General features: G+C 73.6%; 9 protein-coding genes. 3 read left to right on the top strand and 6 right to left on the bottom strand.

Features of this window, described 5'->3' with window-relative positions; all coding sequences use genetic code 11:
* Positions 1–2: 2 nt before the first annotated feature.
* A complete protein-coding gene (locus ACFP1K_RS34095) occupies positions 3–1,523 on the bottom strand; it encodes a glycerol-3-phosphate dehydrogenase/oxidase (protein WP_380761228.1) in 1,521 nt (506 codons plus the stop codon).
* A gap of 136 nt (positions 1,524–1,659) precedes the next feature.
* Here ACFP1K_RS34095 and ACFP1K_RS34090 point away from each other — a divergent pair, with 136 nt between their 5' ends.
* Positions 1,660–3,258 carry an FAD-binding oxidoreductase gene (locus ACFP1K_RS34090; protein WP_380761274.1) on the top strand — a complete coding sequence of 533 codons (1,599 nt, stop codon included), beginning with the start codon at positions 1,660–1,662 and terminating at the stop codon, positions 3,256–3,258.
* 58 nt (positions 3,259–3,316) lie between these two features.
* Positions 3,317–4,882, top strand: coding sequence for a metallophosphoesterase family protein (locus ACFP1K_RS34085; protein WP_380761226.1), 1,566 nt, complete (start codon positions 3,317–3,319; stop codon positions 4,880–4,882).
* A gap of 7 nt (positions 4,883–4,889) precedes the next feature.
* Here ACFP1K_RS34085 and ACFP1K_RS34080 read toward each other — a convergent pair whose 3' ends face one another.
* From ACFP1K_RS34080 to ACFP1K_RS34065, 4 genes are all read right to left on the bottom strand, one after another.
* Entirely contained in the window at positions 4,890–7,490 is a 2,601-nt protein-coding gene (locus ACFP1K_RS34080) for a protein kinase domain-containing protein (protein WP_380761224.1), read from the bottom strand.
* Between the two features lie 236 nt (positions 7,491–7,726).
* The gene (locus ACFP1K_RS34075; RefSeq protein WP_380761222.1) at positions 7,727–9,109 is read right to left on the bottom strand and encodes a YlbE family protein; all 1,383 of its coding nucleotides are present in this window, start codon (positions 9,107–9,109) and stop codon (positions 7,727–7,729) included.
* Between the two features lie 64 nt (positions 9,110–9,173).
* Positions 9,174–10,559, bottom strand: a complete 1,386-nt coding sequence (locus tag ACFP1K_RS34070) for an FdrA family protein (RefSeq protein ID WP_380761220.1) — start codon at positions 10,557–10,559, stop codon at positions 9,174–9,176.
* A 79-nt stretch (positions 10,560–10,638) separates the two neighbouring features.
* Positions 10,639–11,556: a DUF2877 domain-containing protein gene (locus tag ACFP1K_RS34065; protein ID WP_380761218.1), complete on the bottom strand. Its 918-nt coding sequence runs from the start codon at positions 11,554–11,556 to the stop codon at positions 10,639–10,641.
* 154 nt (positions 11,557–11,710) lie between these two features.
* Between ACFP1K_RS34065 and ACFP1K_RS34060 the strand changes: the two genes are divergently transcribed.
* Positions 11,711–13,276, top strand: coding sequence for a PucR family transcriptional regulator (locus ACFP1K_RS34060; protein ID WP_380761216.1), 1,566 nt, complete (start codon positions 11,711–11,713; stop codon positions 13,274–13,276).
* Between the two features lie 207 nt (positions 13,277–13,483).
* Here ACFP1K_RS34060 and ACFP1K_RS34055 read toward each other — a convergent pair whose 3' ends face one another.
* Positions 13,484–14,917 carry an endo-1,4-beta-xylanase gene (locus tag ACFP1K_RS34055; protein ID WP_380761214.1) on the bottom strand — a complete coding sequence of 478 codons (1,434 nt, stop codon included), beginning with the start codon at positions 14,915–14,917 and terminating at the stop codon, positions 13,484–13,486.
* Positions 14,918–15,927 lie beyond the last annotated feature (1,010 nt).

Here is a 15,927-nt window from a genome sequence, read left to right as displayed (position 1 = left end):
GACTAACTTCCGGAAACCTCGCGGATGATACGTTCAGCGACCGGCAGGGCGGCGGCGCGGTCCTCCGGCACCAGCCCGATGCGCGTGCGCCGGTCCAGCAGGTCCGCCGCGTCCAGCGCCCCCTCGTGGCGCACCGCCCAGACCAGCTCGGCCGCCGTCACGCCGAGCGGCAGCTCCCCGGCCGCCCAGGGCTCCTCCAGCGCCAGCCGGCGCACGGCCGCCGCCTCGTGGCCGTACCGCTCGGCCAGGCGGCGCGGGACGTCCCCGGGAACGGGCTCGGGACGCCCTCCCGGGACGGACGAGGCGCCCACCAGAGGCAGCCGCGCCGTGCGGCTCCGCGGCGCCTCGGGGACGGCCGCGTCCACCGCGTCCTGCGCCATGCGCCGGTAGGTGGTCAGCTTGCCGCCCACGATCGTCACGACGCCGTCTGGGGCCGTCAGGACGGTGTGCCGCCGGGAGAGGTCGGCCGTGGGCCCGCCGCCGTCCAGCAGCGGTCTCAGGCCCGCGTAGGCGCCCGCCACGTCGTCGCGGCCCAGCGGGGCCTGGAGCACCGACCCGAGGACGTCCAGCAGGAAAACGATGTCGGACTCGGGGGCCTCGGGCACGTCCGGCACCGGGCCGTCCAGGGGCTCGTCGGTCAGGCCCACGAGGACGCGCCCGTCCTGCTGAGGGAGGACCAGGACGAACCGGGCCACCTCCCCGGGGATCGGCACGTGCATGCCGGTGCGCAGCGGGCCGAGAGCCCCCTCGCGCAGCACCAGGTGGGTGCCGCGCGACGGCCGCACCCGCACGGAGCCGGACAGCTCGCCCGCCCACACCCCGGTCGCGTTGATCACCTTGCGGGCGCGCAGCGTGAAAGTCTCACCGGTCAGCTCGTCGCGGGCCTCGGCCCCGGCCCCGGACAGCGACAGCGCCCGGCAGCGGGTGAGGATCCGCGCCCCGTGCGCCGCGGCGGTGCGGGCGACGGCGACCACCAGCCGGGCGTCGTCCACCACCCGGCCGTCGAACGACACCAGCCCGCCGCGCAGCCCGGCTTCGCGCAGCGCGGGGACCAGCTCCCTGGCCCGGGAGGCGGGTACGCGCAGCGGACCGGGCAGGGTGCGGCGCGGGGTGCCCGCCGCGGCGCGCAGCGCGTCGCCCATCCGGTAGCCGGCCATCATCATCGCCGCCTGCGCGGCGGGGACCTCGGGGGTCAGCGGCAGCAGGTAGGGCTGGGCCCGCACCAGGTGGGGCGCGGTGTGCCGCAGCAGGGCGCCGCGCTCCACCGCGCTCTCCCACGCCACGCCGACCTGCCCCTTGGCGAGGTAGCGCAGGCCGCCGTGGATCAGCTTGGAGCTCCACCGCGAGGTGCCGAAGGCGAGGTCGTGGGCGTCGATCGCGACCACCGACAGGCCGCGCGCCGCGGCGTCCAGCGCGACGCCCGCGCCGGTGGCGCCGAGGCCCACGACGAGGAGATCGGCCACCGTCTCCCTGGACCGGCCGAGCTCCGCGGCCCGGCGCGCGGCGTTCAGCGAGGAACTCACGATGGCGTACCCCTTCCGGCCGGGCGACCTGCCCGATCGTCGGCGTGTCCCCCTCGCGAAGCGGGGCGCCGCACGAGCCCCGGCGGGGCGTGTCACAGTGTAGGGCGTGGAGACTCCCGACACTCCCGCCGAACCCATGCTGTGGTCCGGCTGGGGCGACCCCGCGAAGGCGGCCGAACTGCCCGCGCCCGTGCTCAAACTGCTGCGTGAGCTGCTCGGCGTCCGCGAGCCCGTGCGGCGCGCGGCGACCTTCGGCGAGGTCCGGCTGGATCCCGTGGCACTGACGGCGCAGATCCTCGCCGACCTCGGCGCGGTGGCCGGGGCCGCCAACGTGCGGATCGACGACGACGCCCGCATCCGCCACACCCGCGGCAAGTCCACCCCCGACCTGCTCCGCATGCGCGCGGGCGACGGGTCCGACGCCCCGGACGCCGTGGTGCTGCCCGGCTCGCACGACGAGGTGCTGGAGCTCCTGCGGGTCTGCGCCAGGCACCGCGTCGCGGTCGTCCCGTTCGGTGGCGGCACCTCGGTGGTCGGCGGCCTGGTGGCCAAGCGGCGCGGCTTCGCCGGGGTGATCGCGCTGGACCTCTCCCGGCTCAACCGCCTGCTGTCGGTGGACACCGAGTCGCTGGTGGCCGACGTGGAACCCGGCCTGCGCACCCCGCAGGCCGAATACCTGCTGGCCGGGCACGGGCTGACCCTCGGGCACTTCCCCCAGTCGTACGAGTACGCGACCCTCGGCGGCTACGCGGCGGCGCGCTCCAGCGGCCAGGCGTCGGCGGGCTACGGCCGGTTCGACGACATGGTGATGGCCGTCACCGTGGCCACGCCGCGCGGCACGATGGAGTTCGGCAGGGCGCCCAAGTCCGCCGCGGGGCCCGACCTGCGCCAGCTCGTCCTCGGTTCCGAGGGGGCCTTCGGGGTGATCACCGCGCTGCGGCTGCGGGTGCGCCGGATTCCCGCCGAGCGGGTGTACGAGGGCTGGCGGTTCTCCTCGTTCGCCGCCGGGGCCTCGGCGCTGCGCCGCGTCGTCCAGGACGGGCTGGCGCCGACCGTGCTGCGCCTGTCCGACGAGGCCGAGACCATGGTGGGGCTGGCCAAGCCGGGGGAGATCGGCGGGTTCCAGACCGACGCGGGCTGCCTGGCGATCGTGGGGTACGAGGGCGAGACCGGCGACGTCGCCCACCGGCGCGAGAAGACCGCCGAGACGCTGTCCGGCCTAGGCGGCGTCTACCTCGGGCCCGAGCCGGGCGAGGCGTGGGCGCGCGGCCGGTTCGGCGCGCCGTACCTCCGCGACGGCCTCCTCGCGGCGGGCGCCACCGTCGAGACGCTGGAGACGGCCTGCTTCTGGTCGGGCGTGCCCCGCCTGTACGACGCGGTGCGGCTGGTGCTGAGCGTGGCGCTCGGGCAGACCGGCCCGCCGGGGCAGGAGGGCAACCCGCCGCTGGTGATGTGCCACATCTCGCACGTGTACCCCACCGGCGCCTCGCTGTACTTCACGGTGGTGACCGCCCAGACGAACGACCCGCTAGGGCAGTGGGACACCGCCAAGCGCGCCGTCGGGGAGGCCATCGGGATCGCGGGCGGCACCATCTCGCACCACCACGGCGTGGGCAGGGACCACAAGCACGCCTACGCGCTGGAGATCGGCGAGCTGGGGGTCGAGATCATGCGCGCCGTCAAGGAGCGCCTGGATCCGGCGGGCATTCTCAACCCGGGTGTGCTCATTCCGTGACCCGTCGTTTTCTGTGATCGGCCGCGCGTCCGGGCAAGATCACGGCGAAAATGGGGTCATGGTCGACGTGGATCAGGCCGCAGCGCGCGGGAAGCAGCTGTCGTCCCGGGTGTCGGAGGAAGGCGCCGGATGGGCGTGCCAGCAGATAGGCACGTTCCAGGACCTGCGCCCGGACAAGGCCGGGTTCTCCTGGCTGCGGCCGTCGGTGCTGCTGCGCTCGCGCAACGAGATCCTCGCGCAGCTGTTCGGCGATCCGTCCGACGAGGTGCGGCGGCGGTGGCTGGCGGTGCGCCGGGAGCACGGCGTCGACCCCGATCTCCGGATGAAGCCCGATCTCGGGCCGGAGTACAGCTTCCTGCTGATCGGGGACACCGGCGAGGGGGACGCCTCGCAGTACGCCGTGGTGCCCGGCCTGCTCAAGATCGGCGCGGACACCGCGTTCGCGGTCGTGGCCAGCGACGTCATCTACCCCACCGGGGCGGGCGACGATTACGAGAACAAGTTCTTCCGCCCCTACCAGGAGTATCCCGCGCCGATCTACGCCATCCCCGGCAACCACGACTGGTACGACGGGCTCGGCGGGTTCATGCGGGTGTTCTGCGACGAGCCCCCGCTCAAGGCCGAACGGCGCGGGTTCTCGCTGTCGCCGTCCGGGCTGCGGGGGCTGCTGTGGAAGAAGCCCGAGGTCATCGACGAGGCGCGGCTGGCCAAGGCGCGCGAGCGGCGCGCCGCCCCGGCGCAGCGGTCCGCGCAACCCGGGCCGTACTGGGTGATCGACCTGCCGGGGCTGCTGCTGGTGGGCATCGACAACGGCATCAGGGGCGGCATCGACCGGGAGCAGGGCGCCTGGCTGCGCCGCGTGTCGGCCGACCCCCGGCCCAAGATCCTGATCACCGGCAAGCCGATCTACGACCGCAACGAGTACCACCCCGGTCCCATCGAGGGCGGCGGCACCGTCGACGAGATCGTCCGCGACCCCGCGCACAACTACGTGGCGGCCGTCGGCGGCGACACCCACAACTACCAGCGCTATCCCGTCGTGGTGGGCGACCGGGTGATCCAGTACATCGTCTCCGGCGCCGGCGGCGCTTTCATGCACGCCACCCACACCATCTCCCGGGTGGACGCGGGCGGCGTCCACGAGGACGCGTTCAAGTGCTATCCCCTGCGCGGCGACTCGCTGTCGTTCTACAGCAAGCTCTACGCCCGCCGCCTCCACATGCCCTGGCTCTACCTGACGCCCGACCAGGGCCTGCTGCTGATGTCCCGCCAGATCGGCAACGCCCCGCCCCGGCCCGTCACCACCACGCCCGAGCCCTCCACCACCCCGCCCGCCGCCGAGGACGACCCCGGCGTGCCGCAGGTCAAGATCACCTCACGGATGAAATGGGCCGCCCGCATCCTCGGCGGCTGGCCCATGCCCTTCCACCTGCCGGTCGGGCGCACCTTCCACCGCTGGTTCTCCGAGCTCTCCGACTGGGACGACCCGCCGTTCTTCAAGAGCTTCCTGCACGTCTCCGTCGAGGGCGGCACCCTGCGCATCCGCTGCTTCGCGGCCACGGGCTGCCGCCCCCAGGAGGAGGAGCCCCCGCTGGAGGACCAGGTCACCATCCCCCTCGCCTGAACGGGGTTCAGGCGGAGGGCTTGAAGGTGTTCCAGAGGACGGCCAGGGCCTGGCGGTTGTCGGCCTGGTCCCATTCGGCGTCGGGGGCGGTGAAGGTGACCTCGTAGGCGGTCTCGCCGTTCACGGTGATGTGGCGGGTCACGGCGTGGGTGGTGACGTTGGTGAGGGCGGTGTAGGTGTACTCCCAGACGCTGGCCTGGTAGTCGCCGAAGGAGGAGGACTCCAGGCGGGTCTGGGCGTAGTCGGTGAGGGTGGCCTCGTCCTTGGTCTTGGTGAGCGCGGCCAGGCCGTCGTCGCCGGTGGACGCCACACGCTTGATCTGGATGCGGCGGCCGGAGCTCTTCGGGCCGATGTAGGTCACGGCGGCGTCGGAGACCGAGGCGGTCCAGTCCTCGGGCACGGCGACCGAGACGCCGGCGGCGGTGCGTGCCCGGAAGCCGGACGGCACGTCCGCGGACCCGCCGCCCTCCTCGGGCCCGGCGGCCGGCGGCTCGCCGGTCGCGGCGTTCGTCGAGGGCTCGGCGGACGTCGCGGCGGGCGGGGCGGGGGCGGCGTCGTCCCGGGGGGCCGGGTCCGACGGCCACAGCACGAACAGCAGGGCCGCCACGACGCCGACGATCCCGGCGCCCGCGAGGATCATCAGCACGGGGGAGCGGCCCTCACGGGTGTCGTCCCGCCCGTCGTCGCGCACGTCGTCCACGCGCACCCGGCGCGGGGCGTCGTTCCTGCCCCGGTCGCGCCGGTCGTCCCGGGTGTCCCTGCGACGGGGCTCGGGCCCGCCGAACGGATTCTCGATGTCCCTGGCCAGCCGGTCGGCGAGGTTCGGCGACCGGTCGCGCGCCCCCGGCACCCCCGCCACCAGCACGTCGCCCGCCGAGCGGCCCCCGTCCCCGGGCAGATCCCGATCAGGACCGGAAGGACCGCGCAGCGCGTCGTAGGGGTCGGGCCGGGACCCTCGCGGGTCGTCGGCCCTGGGGCCGGACGGGCTCCGCAGCGCGTCGTACGCCTGCGGCCCGGACGGGCTCCGCGTCGCGTCGTACCCCTGCGGCCCGGAGGGGCTGCGCAGCGCGTCATAGGTCTGGGGTCCGGACGGGCTCCGGAGCGCGTCGTACGGGTCCGGCTGCGGGCCCGAAGGGCTGCGCAGCGCGTCGTACGGGTCGGGCCGGGGTCCGGACGGGCTCCGCAGCGCGTCGTACGCCTGCGGCCCTGAGGGGCTCCGTGTCGCGTCGTACCCCTGCGGCCCCGACGGGCTGCGCAGCCCGTCATAGGTCTGCGGCCCCGTAGGGCTCCGGAGCGCGTCGTAGGGGTTCGGCTGCTGCCCTGAAGGGCTGCGCAGCGCGTCGTACGGGTCGGGCTGCGCCCCCGAGGCACCGCGCGGCGCGTCGTACGACTGCGAGCCCGAGGGGCTTCTGAGCGCGTCGTAGGTCTGGGGCCCCGAAGGGCTGCGCAGCGCGTCGTAGGGGTCCGCCGGGCCGCGTGAGGTCTCGTAGGGACCGGTCGCGCCGCGCAGGGAGTCGTAGGACGGGGGCCGGGGTGGTTCGGCACCGAGGGCGTCGTAGGCCGCGGGAGCCGCGAAGGGCATGCCGGGCTCGCCGTCGCGGCGGCGGAACCGGTCGGCGTCGTCGCGGGACGGCGCCGGGGACGGCTCGGCGGGGACCCGTACGGGGCCGGACGGCGTCTCGATGATGCGGGAGGGCAGGGGACCGGAGGGCGGATCGAGCGGCGGAAGCATACCTACCGGGGTGGAGTCGTCGCGGGTGGGCAGCGGGGTGGACGTCAGGCCGTCCAGTCCCCGCACGGGCAGGCCGGAGCCGTGGGTGCGCAGCACCCGCTCCAGCAACTCGGCCGCCTGGACGGCCGGCATCCGGTCGGCGGGGTTCTTGCGCAGCAGGCCCTCGATGACGGGCAGCAGCGCGCCGGCCCGCTGCGCGCGGTTCGGCTCCTGCGTGAGCACCGCGCCGAGCACCGCGACCGCGTCGGGGCCCTCGTACGGCGGGCGCCCCTCCACGGCCGCGTACAGCGTGGCGCCGAACGACCACAGGTCGGCCGCGTGGGTGATCGGGCGGCCCTGGAGCCGCTCGGGCGGGATGTAGGCGGGCGAGCCCATCAGCAGGCCGGTCTGCGTGATGGTGACGTCGCCCTCGATGGCGGCGATGCCGAAGTCGGTGAGCACGACGCGGTCGGCGGTGAGCAGCACGTTGCCGGGCTTGACGTCCCGGTGCAGGATGCCCGCCGCGTGCGCGTGCCGCAGCGCGTCCAGCACCCGGACGCCGATCTCGGCGGCCTGCACGACGGGCAGCGGCCCGCTCTGTCGCACTGCCTGCTCCAGGGACCATGCGCGGACCAGCTCCATGACGATCCAGGGCCGGCCGTCCTCCTCGACGACGTCGTGGACGGTGACGATGCCCGGGTGGCTGAGGCGGGCGGCGGACCTGGCCTCGCGCAGCATGCGCCGGTGGGCGACCTGGGTGCCCGCGTGGTCCAGGCCGAGGGGCAGGATGAGCTCCTTGACGGCGACGTCCCGGTCGAGCAGCACGTCGTGGGCGTGCCAGACCATGCCCATGCCGCCGCGGCCCACCGGTGAGAGCAGGCGGTAGCGCCTGCCCACCAGTCGGCCTTGACCCTCGGGTGCCACCCCCGCGCCCAACGGGTTCCTACCCTCTGACATGGAGGGCGTACTCCCGAGCACGCGATCGGCAGTCATCCCGCGGCCCCCAATTCACGCTTGTCCGCGCCATATCCCTATTTATGGGTCATCGACTGATCAAGTGCGTCATCAACGACAGTGAGTCTTGGCCAACGATATTAGGGTCAAAGAGGGGTCAATGGGAATTCGGTCTTCCTTTACTCTTCCGCGAGCGCGGTCAGAGCCGCGACGAACGCCTCGGCGGGCGGGCTGACCAGACCCGCTCCCACCTGGCCTGTTCCGGCCACCCGTCCGGCGATCCCGGTGTTGACGACCGGCAGCACGCCGGTGCGTGCCACAAGGGTCACGTCGATACCGGTGGGTGTGCCGCGGAACCCGAGCCCGGGGATCTGGTACGCCGGGTGCTCGGCGAGCGTGATCTCGTACATCGAGCGGGTCGCGGTGATGGCGTCGGAGACGTCGCCGCCGACGAAACGCACGATCGCCGGGGCCGCCGCCATGGCGAACCCGCCGAGCCCGCACGTCTCGGTGATGGTGGAGTCGCCGATGTCGGGGTTGGCGTCCTGCGGGCCGTAGGCGCCGAGGTACAGGCCGTCGGGCACCCCGGCGGGGCCGGTGAACCACCGGTCGCCGAGCCCGGACACCTGGATGCCGAAATCGGTGCCGTTGCGCGCCATGGCGACCACCATGGACGAACCGGGCACGCCGCGCGCCGCGTCCGCGGAGACCTTGCCCGCGGCCATGCCGGCGTTGAGGAAGAAGTGGTCGTTGCCGTTGACGAAGCGCAGCACCTCGGCGGCGTACCGGGGGGAGGCGTCCACGATGGCCGGGGCCAGCTCGCGCACCAGCAGCGACGTGGCCGCGCGGTTGCGGTTGTGCAGCTCGTCGCCCATCTGCAGGGCCTGGGCGATCAGCGAGCGCAGGTCGATCGGGCCGCTCAGCGCCAGGGCGGCGGCCAGCACCGGGCCGAGCACCTCGCCCATCCAGCGCAGCCGCTCCACGACCTCCGGCCCGTAGGCGCCGTACCGCAGCACCTTGCCGAGGCCCTCGTTCAGCGAGCAGTAGGCGGTGCCGCCGTGCTCCTCGTCGGCCACCTCCAGCATCCACATGGACGGGCTCACCACGCCCGCCATCGGGCCGACCGTGCGGTGGTGGTGGCAGGAGTCGAGGTTCACCCCGCCCGCCACCAGCAGCCGCTCGGCCTCCTCGGCGTCGGCGGCCAGCCCCTCGAACAGCGCCGCGCCGATCAGCGCGCCGCGCATCGGCCCGGAGGCCCGCTCCCAGTCGACCGGCGGCCCCGCGTGCAGGAACGTGCGCGGCGGCAGCTCCAGCACCTCGGACGCCGGGCGCGCCCCGACCAGCCGGGGCCGCGCGGACATCATGCGCGCGACGGCGGTGGCGTTGGCGTCCGCCAGGCGCGGATCGGCCAGCACCCTGGCCAGGGCCTCCGCGGTGCCGGCCATCGGAGGCCGCCAGTCCACCGCCAGATGCGGCACGGCCTGCTGCCCGAGCGCCTCGGCGAGCACGGCGGTCCCCGCCGTGATCACCCGCGCCTCGCCGTCGAGCATGGACAACGTCACGGCGCACCCCCGATGAGGCTCCCGGCGTGCCGGACGGCAGCCGTGGTGAGGACGGACACCGGGGTCACGACGCGCTCCCGATGAGGCTCTTGGCGCGCCGGGCGGCCGCCGCGTTGGACACGAAGACCGACGCGCCCGCCTGGTGGAGGGCCTCGGCCTGGCGGCGCAGGCCCTGGGGGTCGACGTCGGTGCCGACCAGGGCGACCACCACCGCGGCGCCCCGCTCGACGGCCTCACGGACGGCGGGGGCCAGCCGGGCGGCGGGGTCGGGGTCGGCGCCGTGGCCGAGCACGACGTCGAGCAGGATCACGCCGGACGCCCGCGACAGGGCGTCCAGCCGCATCGCCGGGTCGATCATCGGGTGCGCGCGGCCCCGCGTGTACTCGTCGTCGCCGAAGTCGGTGAACTGGCCGCCGCCCGCGATCAGGGCCGCCTCGGCGCACAGCGTGCCGCCGGAGTACAGCCCGCACAGCCCGGCCGCCCGCGGCTCCTGAGGCACCGTCCAGGACGCCCACTCCGGCACCGCCCGCCCGAGCGCGTGCAGGGCCTTCTCGACCGCGGTGGTCAGGTCGTCCTGGCCGGGCCCGAGCAGGGCGCTCACCACGGGGGTGCTCAGCTCCTGTACGGCCTGGCGGACGGCTTCTGCCACCTCGGGCGCGGGCGGCTTGGAGATCAGCACGATCAGCTCGGTGGCCGGGTCGGCGTCCAGCGCCCGCAGCGCGACCAGCGTGGAGCGCCCGCCGACCGCCGCCGACAGGTCGCGCCCGCCGACGCCGAGCACGTGGCTCACCCCGGTGCCCGCCTGGTCCAGCAGGCACATCACCTGCTGGGCGCCGGTGCCCGACGCGGCGACCAGGCCGACCGTCCCGGGGCGCAGCACGTTGGCGAAGCCGAGCCCGGCGCCGCCCACCACGGCCGTGCCGCAGTCGGGGCCCATCACCAGCACGCCGCGCTCGGCGGCGCGCTCCTTCAGCGCGATCTCCTGCTCCAGCGGCACGTTGTCACTGAAGATCATCACCGAGAGCCCGGCCTCGACGGCGTCCATGGCCTCGGCGAAGGCGTGGTCGCCCGGCGTGGACACCAGCGCGAGCGTGGCGTCGAACACCTTGGCCGCGGCCCGGGTGGTGCGCGGCGGGTACTCGGTCGCCGCGCCGCCGCCGTTCCGCCCGGCCCTGCCCAGCTCCTCGAACTGCCGCTCCAGTTCCTCGCCGGCCGCGGCCAGCTCCGCCCCGGAGTCCGCACGGATCGCGACCAGCAGGTCCGTCGGCCCGGCCGCGGGCACCTCGAACCCGACCTCACGGGCCAGGCCGACGTTCAGCTCGGTCGCCATGGCCACGATCGCCACGGTGACGCCCTGGCGGGAGCCGAGTGCCTGGCTGACCCGCATCAGGCTGACCGAGTCGTGGTAGACGCCCGCGCGCACCTCAACCTGATCGGCGCTCGTGGTCAACCGTCGCTCACCGCCTCTCTCCTGCATTGATGGTGATGCCTGCCCTGCTCTTCGACGCATCCGGGGGGTGGCGTGCCGGTCATAATGCGCGGGAGGCCCCGGCCACCTGACCGGCGGTGGCGCCACCTAGGGCGATCACCGCGGACATGCCGGTGCGCATGCCCCAGGCGAGGTCGGCGCCGGAGGTGTGGCCGATGCGCAGCAGGCGGCGCAGCGCGGGCTCCAGCGGCTGGCGTCCGGCGACGCCGCGCAGCACGGCCAGCGCGTCCACGCAGGCCTCGCCGCGCGCGGCGCAGTGGAGCAGGGTCGCGGAGATCGGCGTGGTGCGGGTGCGTGCGTCGAAGGCCACGGTGGCGGCCAGCCAGTCGGCCAGCCACACCGCCCTGCGCACCCCCGCGGACCCGCCGAGGTGGCGCAGCGCGACCAGCAGCCCGGCGAGCATGTCGTCGCCGCTCGGCGTCAGCCCGGGGCCGAGGCCCATGAGCTGCTCGGCGGCGGCGATCGTGATGGCCAGCGACCCCCGGTGGCAGCCCTCGGCCAGCATGTCCCCGGCCCCGCCGGGAGGCAGGCCGGGACGGCGCCCGGCGGCGTCGCAGATCTCGACGAAGCGCGGCAGGGCCCGGGCCAGCCGTACGGCGTCGACCGGGCCGAGCGGGGGAGCGGGATCCCACCAGCGGCGCACGCGCACGGTGACCCGCCCGATCTCGACGCAGCCGTCGCCCACGGCGGCCTCGTCGCCCGCCGACGCCGGCGGCAGGGGGTCGGTGAGCACCATGGCGTTGGGCAGCCGGGTCGCCTCGCCGGTGACCACGGCCACGACGGACGGCTCGGCCTCGGTGCGGATCTCCAGGTACATGCCGAGCGGGAACACCGCGAGCACTCGCGCGGGCCGCCGCGGCGATTCGAGCGCCGGGCGGAGCGCGGTGCTCGCCGCGCCGAACGCCTCGGTGTTCGCCGGCGTGCGGTGGCGAATCCTTGTTCCCGTCCCCAGTGTCACCCAGCCTCCAGCGAGTCTGGGGAGACCGTAAAACGGCGCCGGGAGCCGCCGTACGGAGAAAGATGCCAACAGTTCTTCAATGAGTTGGCTCTTGTTGACAGAGATGTCATTCCGTCAGAATCACCGAAACGGCTTTTCACCCGGGAGCATGACCATGACAGCTGACCCATCACCCCCGGCGATGCGCTTGGCCTCCACGGGCACCATCATTCACGGCGTGTCCGTGGGGGAGGTGCTTGGCGTCTCCACACTGGCCGGAGCCCGCCTGATCGGCGGAAGGAACGGCCTCGACCGCATCGTGCAACGGCTGAACGTCATGGAGGTGCCGGACATCCTCGCGTGGGTCAAACCCCACGAACTCCTGCTGACCACCGGCTACCCCCTGCGCAACACCCCGCAGTCCCTCGGCAGGCTGGTGGCGGACCTGGACGAGCGGGGCCTGGCGGCGCTCGGCATCAAGCTCGGCAGGTACGTCGACGAACTGCCCGCCGAGATGGTCGAGCAGGCCGACCGCCTCGGCTTCCCCCTGATCCTCCTGCCGAACGACGTCGGCTTCGACGACATCCTCAACCAGGTGCTCACCGACATCCTCAACCGGCAGGCCGCCCTGCTGGCCAGGACCGAGGAGGCCCACCGGGCGCTGGTGCAGATCGTGCTCGCCGGCGGGGGGCTGCGCGAGGTGGTGGCCGAGGTGGCGGGCCTGCTCGACGTCGGGGTCGCGGTGGTGGACGCGGCCGGGCACGTGCTGGAGGCCGCGGGCGACTGGGTGGCGCTGCGCGGCGCGCCCACGTCGTCCGGCGGCGACTACACCGTGGTCCCGGTCGTCGCGGGCGGCCACCACCACGGGCGGATCATCGCGCACAGCCCCGCGGGCACCATCCGGGAGGGCGACGTCGGCATTCTGGAACGTGCCGCCACCGTCGCGGCCCTGGTGGTGACCCGGCAGGAGGCCGTCACCGCCGTGGAGAGCAAGTACCGCGCCGACTTCCTGCGCGACGTCCTCACCGGCCGCGGCGGCACCCGGGTCGCCGCCCGGGCCCGCGCGTTCGGCTGGGACCTGGAGCGTCCCGTCGGGGTGCTGGTCGCCGAGATCGACCCCGAGTTCGACATCCCGCCCGACCGCCTGCTCACCGCCTGGACCGCCGCCGTGCGCCGCCACGACCCCCGCGGCGCGGTCGCGGGGTTCTCCCACGAGGTGGTCGCCGTCGTCGGCTCCGAGGCCGACATGACCCGCCTCGCCAAGGACGCGGTGAGCGCCTTCGCCGACTCCCGTCCCGCCACGTTCTCCACCGGCATGAGCCGCGTGGCCCAGGGCGTCGAGTCCCTCCCCGACGCCTACGGCCAGGCCCTGAAGGCCGCCCGCGTGGGCCGCCAGCTGCACGGCGCCGGCGCCGTGGCCCACTTCGACCAGCTCGGCGTCTACCGCCTGCTGTCCCTGGTGAACGACACCGCCGAGCTCCACGCCTTCGTCCGCGAGACCCTCGGCCCTCTGGTGCTGGACGACGACGCCGAGAACGCCGACCTGCGCCGCACCCTCCACGTCCTGCTGGAGACCAACCTCAACGTCGCCGAGACCGCGCGCCGCCTGCACTTCCACTACAACACGCTGCGCTACCGCATCGGCAAACTGGAACGCATGCTGGGCAACTTCACCGAGGACGCCCACCTGCGCCTGAACCTCACCCTGGCCCTGCACGTCCTGCGCATGCGCGGCATCTGATCCCGCGGCCCGCCCCCGCCTCGGGCCGCGAAAACGCGGAGGGCTCGGACCGGGGGGTTCCCTTCCCCGGTCCGAGCCCGTACGAGCGGGCCGGTGGTGCCGGCCCGCTCGTGCCGCTTCTCCTCGGTGTCGCGGCCGTTGCGGCGACCGCGACACCGATGTGTTCTCCCTGGCGTGGAACCCGGCTCTATCGCTGCCGGGCCGCCGTCAGGGGCTGGTGCAGGTGGCGGTCGGGGTCGCGGCGCTGCCGTTGGCGGTGAAGCCGAAGGTCGTCGACCCGTTCGCCGCGACGCTGCCGTTGTAGGCGGCGTTGCGGACGGTCACGCTGGAGCCGGACACGGTCTGCTGGCCGTTCCACAGGCTGCTGATGGTCTGACCACCCGGCCAGGTCCACCGTACGGTCCACCCGTTGACCGACGAGGTGCCCGCGCGGACGGTCACCGTCGTCTGGAACCCTCCGGGCCAGCTGTTGACCGTCGAGAGCGTCGCCGAGCACGCCCCCGGGACAACGGTCGGGGTGACGGTCGGCGTGACCGTCGGGGTCACGGTGGGCGTCACCGTCGGGGTCACGGTGGGCGTGACGGTCGGGGTGACGGTCGGGTTCGGGCCGGCGGCGTTGAGCGCGTTCAGGACCGAGGTGTAAGCGGGCTTCTTGCTGCTGCCGCTGAACAGGAGCGGGGTGTCGCCCGAGCGCCAGGAGTCCTGGTCGCGGACGCCCCAGACGGTGATGCCGTTGCAGCGGGGGACGGCGAGGCAGTCGTTGGTGACGGCTGCGTAGGTCTGGGCCGAGGCGCCCTGGATGTCCAGCTCGGTGATCTGCACGTCGACGCCGAGGGCGGCGAAGCTGGAGATCGTGGTGCGGAAGTTGCTGTTGTAGGGGCTTCCGCTGTTGAAGTGCGCCTGCAGGCCCACACAGTCGATCGGCACGCCGCGCGACTTGAAGTCGCGGACCATGTTGTAGACGCCCTGGGTCTTGGCCCAGGTCCAGTTGTCGATGTTGTAGTCGTTGTAGCAGAGCTTGGCGGCGGGGTCGGCGGCCCGCGCGGTGCGGAACGCCACCTCGATCCAGTCGTTGCCGGTGGCCTGCAGGTTGGACTGGCGGCGGCCGCCGTTGCTGTCGTCGAAGGCCTCGTTGACGACGTCCCAGGCGTAGATGTTGCCCCGGTAGTGGGCCATCACGCCGTTGATGTGGTCGATCATCGCCTGGCGCAGGGTGCTGCCGCTGAGGGACTGCATCCATCCGGGCTGCTGGGAGTGCCAGGCCAGCGTGTGGCCCCGGACCCGCTTGCCGTTCTGCCTGGCCCAGTTGAAGACCCGGTCACCGTTGGTGAAGTTGAACTGCCCCCGGTTCGGCTCGGTGGCGTCGATCTTCATCTCGTTCTCGGCCGTCACCATGTTGAACTCGGCGTTGGCGATCGAGGTGTACGCCGCCTCGCCGAGCTTGCCGGCGCTGATGGCGGTACCGAAATACCGGCCGCTCTGCGCGGCCGCCGCACCGAGCGTGCTCTCCGCGGCATTCGCGGAATTCGGTGCCGTCAGGAACGTGATCGCGCCGAGGACGCCGAGGGCGCCGGCGACCACGATCCGGAGTCCTTTGACGGTGCGCCGGGTTCCAGGTGGGGGTATGGCGTTCGTGCCCATGCCTGAGCCTCCATTAATGAATCGCGGAAAAAATGCGGGGACGCCCGCGGGATCGACGCCTCGCCCCATCACCAGGGAAACGCACACCACTAGGGCACCGCAGTAGGCGGTCCTCCTGCAGCCGCACCACCGACCTGGCAGGGGAGACCGCCCCAGGGATTGAGTGTGGAAACCCTGTCGAAATGTGTCAAGTCACCCCTGAAACTTTCGGCCATCCCGCACCCCGACCACGCCCCGCACAAGCCGCGATATCCATTTCAGCCCATGAAAATTACGTACTTCCACCCCCAGGAGGTCGAATAGCGACCGGTGAAACTTTCAGTACAATCCTTCATCGATCGACCCCCCCAACCCCCAAAAAGCCACCAGCCGTCCCCTGCCGTCAGCCGTCCCCTGCCGTCAGCCGTCCCCGGCCACCAGCCGTCCCCTGCCGTCAGCCGTCCCCGGCCGTCAGCCGTCTCCGGCCGCCCGCCGTCCCCGGCCGTCAGCTGTTCCCCGGCCCTCAAGGATGTTTCTCCCGGCGCCGGTACGGCGGGACGTTGTACGGCGAACCCGGCGCCGCCTAGCGGCGGACAACCCGGCTGTCTGCGGGCGCCCGGTGAAACGGTCATTGCGGTGGCGCGCTTCGCGCGAAGGCGCAAGGGCTGTGCTCATGCGGGGGACACCCCCGCGCCCCCGGGCCTGCCGGGCTCATGGTCTCTCCCTGTGATGGGGTGTCCCGGTGGAGCTGGGTGTAGCGCCGTACGGCGGCGCCGGGTTCGCCGTACAACGTCCCGCCGCTCCGGCGCCGAAAAGACGATCCGGTCGGTGAACGGGGGGATACGGGGTTGCGGGCCATTCCCGCCGGCGGTGCGGTCCCGTGGTGGGGGGTGATCTGGGGTGTGGTGGCGGGGAGGGCCGGGTTGCCGGGGCAGCCAACGTTGTCGAGGATGGCGGGACTCTACCCATCCCGCCCCTCCCTTAGGTTTCAGCGAGATGAACTCCTGTGTCCGGTTCCACCGAACCCCGGA

The sequence above is a fragment of the Sphaerisporangium aureirubrum genome (assembly GCF_042658925.1).
GTDB lineage: Bacteria > Actinomycetota > Actinomycetes > Streptosporangiales > Streptosporangiaceae > Sphaerisporangium > Sphaerisporangium aureirubrum.
This window is presented reverse-complemented; position numbering and strand designations above follow the sequence as displayed.

Excerpts from the sequence above, each read along its gene's own strand:
- ACFP1K_RS34090 (WP_380761274.1), top strand. The coding sequence starts at position 1,660 with ATGCTGTGGTCCGGCTGGGGCGACCCCGCGAAGGCGGCCGAACTGCCC.
- ACFP1K_RS34085 (WP_380761226.1), top strand. The coding sequence starts at position 3,317 with ATGGTCGACGTGGATCAGGCCGCAGCGCGCGGGAAGCAGCTGTCGTCC.
- ACFP1K_RS34060 (WP_380761216.1), top strand. The coding sequence starts at position 11,711 with ATGACAGCTGACCCATCACCCCCGGCGATGCGCTTGGCCTCCACGGGC.
- ACFP1K_RS34055 (WP_380761214.1), bottom strand. The coding sequence starts at position 14,917 with ATGGGCACGAACGCCATACCCCCACCTGGAACCCGGCGCACCGTCAAA.